The following is a 3,065-nucleotide window of genomic DNA, read 5'->3' on the forward strand; positions in this document are numbered from 1 at the left end:
ACATCACCCGAGGGAATCAGCCCCGCAGCGCGGGGGCAAGCGGACATCGACAGGGTTGGAGCCCATTCTGCAACAGGCTCATCCGGGCGTGGAAATTCTGGTCGTCGCTACTGCGGATCGGCGACCCGCTTGTACAAATGCCCAAGCAGTTCCGCGAAGTCTTTCGGATTCCGGGCATCCATGAGGACTTCGAATGTCTTCTGAAGATCCTGCTCCTGTTGGTGGAGCAGAGGACGCAGCGTGTTGAGCAGGCTGGCCCCCTTATGGGTCAGCAGCACCTTGACACGGCGGCGGTCGGCCGGGTCGGCCGCCCTGTAGACCAGGCTGTCGGATATCATCCGGTCGACCACCTTGGTCAGCGTCGAGGCGTCGACAAGAACAGCCCTGGCGAGTTCAGACATGCTCAGTCCTTCGCCTGTATTGCCGAAGGCCAGGGTCTGAAGCACCCGAAGCTGATCCACAGGCAGCTTCAGCGGGCGCAGGTTTTCTTCCAGGTCGCGCTCAAGCTGCCGGTTCAGACTGGCTAAAAGAAATCCGATATTTGTTTGAAGCGTGTCGCCGGACATCATCATTTCCTCATCGCTTCCCGGCGGAGCCGAAAGAGTGCACAGTCATAACAGAACAACGGGCATGTCAGAACAACGGGCATTCCGGGACGGGGCGGATCAGGAGATGTCCACAGCCACCGGTAGCCTGCGTGGGTTTCGATACCAAAAAACCGGCGGCCCGTCAGCAATCTCCGCTGTCGAGCGGCTGCGGCAAAAGGCGCGTCCTTTGTCTGCCGTGGGGTTCCGGGCGACATCAGAAGCGGGCAATGATCGCGAAGGACATGCCATCGGCTTCAGCGATATAGACCGGCAGGCGCCGTGCCAGATTGCTCATGCTGGTGTCGAAGCGCGCCGAACGATACGCCACCTGGTTCATCGGCAGGTGCAGAAGGCGTTGCGGATCGGTCGTGTTGCCCATCTGAAGCAGACCAAGCGAAAAGCTGATGCCTTCATAACACGACTGGCCATAGAAATTCGGAATCGGGGCATAGCTCCCGAAGGATGACCAATAGCGTTCCATGAAGGCCGTATTGGGTCGCGTGCGGGATGCGGCGAAATAACAGGCGCCTGCATAAAGTCCCTCCATGGCAGCGGGGGTGAGACTGGTCAGAACGGTTTCGTCTGTGGCGATGGCGCATCGCGGGATCAGCGCGGCAAGCCCGGCGTCGCCATACGCCCGATAAAACGGAATACCCTGATCACCGACCAGGAAACACAGCACCACATCCGGCTTTGTCTTCCGGATGTCTTCGATGGCGCGTTGATCCCAGATGTTGGCGGCGTTCAGCGGGCGTGCCAGCATACCGACCACATGACCACCCGTTGTCGAGATCATCCGGCCGGCCATCGGCATGCTCCGCCGAGGCCAGCGATAGTCGCTGCCGATCAGGAAGAAGCGCCGGGCGTGGAAGCGCTGTTCGATCCAGGCGAGCATGGGCGGGATCAGATGATCATCTGTGGAACTGACCGCGATCGTCGGCTCGGGCTCGTCCCTCTCATAGTTCGGCGTATAGATGAACGGCACGCGCCCGGCCACGGCAAATGATATCGCGCGCCGCGCGTTGGAGGCGACCATCGCCACAATTGCCGATACACCGTCGACATCGATGAGATCACGCGCAAGTCGCGCGGCCGATGCCGGCTCCCAGCCGGCATCACGGACGACCAGATCAATTTCGGCGCCGCGAATACCGCCGGCTGCATTGGCCTCGGCGGCGCCGAGAATTGCACTGTTTATACAGGATGGGGCCCAGACGCCGGTTGGACCGCTCTGAGAGATCAGCAGGCCGATCTTGATCTTGGTCATCAGCGTTGCCCCCCATTTGTCCAGACAGGATAGGAATGACGCGAATCCTCATCAAGAGACATCGGTCTGCGACGCACCGGGCCGGGTGGCGCTGCGGTGAGGGCGGGATCGGCGAGGCCGCCAGCACGTCCGGCGATCGGTACGAGTAGAAATATATTTCCTTTGCAATAATGTCATCTGACAATTATGAATATGACAGTACCTGATGGGAGCGGGGCTTCCGCGACGTGTGGGATGAGCGCGTCCGGGCACCAGCCATGGTGAATGCCCCCAGGCAGGTATGACTCACCGACATGCATGGCAGGAGGCGGAACGATGCATATCGAACCGGGCATTGTTGATGGTGCGAAGATCATTCTGAGTTACGGGACGGCGGCGGGAGCCGGACTGATGATCTTGAAAGTTGGGCGTGACGACATCTTCAGGCGTGGCGCGATGTCGTTGGCCGTACGCAGCGGTCTTGCTGCCACCATTGTTCTGGGATTGTTTCAGGTACTGCCGCATCCGCCAGTGGGTGTGTCGGAGGTGCATCTGATTCTTGGATCGACCTTGTTCCTGCTCTTCGGCGCGGCGCCGGCGGCAATCGGTCTGGCGCTGGGTCTGCTGGTCCAGGGTCTGGTCTTTGCCCCATTCGATCTGCCGCAATACGGCATGAACGTCACGACGCTTCTTGTGCCGCTGTTTGCGCTGTCTTACGTCGCCGACCGGCTGATTGCGCCTCAGACACCCTATGTCGACCTTGGCTATCGTCAGGTGCTTGCCTTGTCGGTGACCTATCAGGCCGGCATCGTCGCCTGGGTGGCTTTCTGGGTGCTCTATGGCCAGGGCGTCACCATGGCCACGCTGCAATCGGTCTCTGCCTTCGGGGCTGCGTATCTGGCGGTCATCCTGGCCGAGCCGCTGATCGATCTGGGCGTGCTGGCCGTCGCGAAATCCATGCGGGGCAGCCTGGTTCTGGAGCGCCGACTGCATGCTTCAGCATGACAAAGGCGCTTCCCCGCAGCAAGGGCCTGTCTGGTCGCCAGACCTCCTGACTGCACGTCTTGGGTATCCGGACGAGAAGGACATGATCGATGAACGGCATTCATGATCTCGGTGGCATCGACGGCATGGGACCGGTCGACGGACCGGGGGGATGTCCCGCCCGATGTTGAAAAGGGCTCGGCGGACGTCGCTGGTTGATGAGGCTATGCAGCCTCGCAGACGGGGTC

At 60.8% G+C, this 3,065-nt stretch carries 3 protein-coding genes; 1 reads left to right on the forward strand and 2 read right to left on the reverse strand.

Annotated features, from left to right (window positions below):
• Positions 1-107: 107 nt before the first annotated feature.
• Both IEW15_RS25100 and IEW15_RS25105 read right to left on the reverse strand, forming a co-directional pair.
• Complete coding sequence (locus IEW15_RS25100) at positions 108-566, reverse strand: MarR family winged helix-turn-helix transcriptional regulator (RefSeq protein ID WP_188583218.1); 459 nt, start codon at positions 564-566, stop codon at positions 108-110.
• 235 nt (positions 567-801) lie between these two features.
• Entirely contained in the window at positions 802-1,854 is a 1,053-nt protein-coding gene (locus IEW15_RS25105; RefSeq protein WP_188583219.1) for a substrate-binding domain-containing protein, read from the reverse strand.
• A 315-nt stretch (positions 1,855-2,169) separates the two neighbouring features.
• On the opposite strand from IEW15_RS25105, the gene IEW15_RS25110 reads away from it, so the two are divergent.
• Complete coding sequence (locus tag IEW15_RS25110) at positions 2,170-2,838, forward strand: energy-coupling factor ABC transporter permease (RefSeq protein ID WP_188583222.1); 669 nt, start codon at positions 2,170-2,172, stop codon at positions 2,836-2,838.
• The last annotated feature ends 227 nt before the right edge of the window (positions 2,839-3,065 follow it).

Source organism: Tistrella bauzanensis, assembly GCF_014636235.1.
Lineage (GTDB): Bacteria > Pseudomonadota > Alphaproteobacteria > Tistrellales > Tistrellaceae > Tistrella > Tistrella bauzanensis.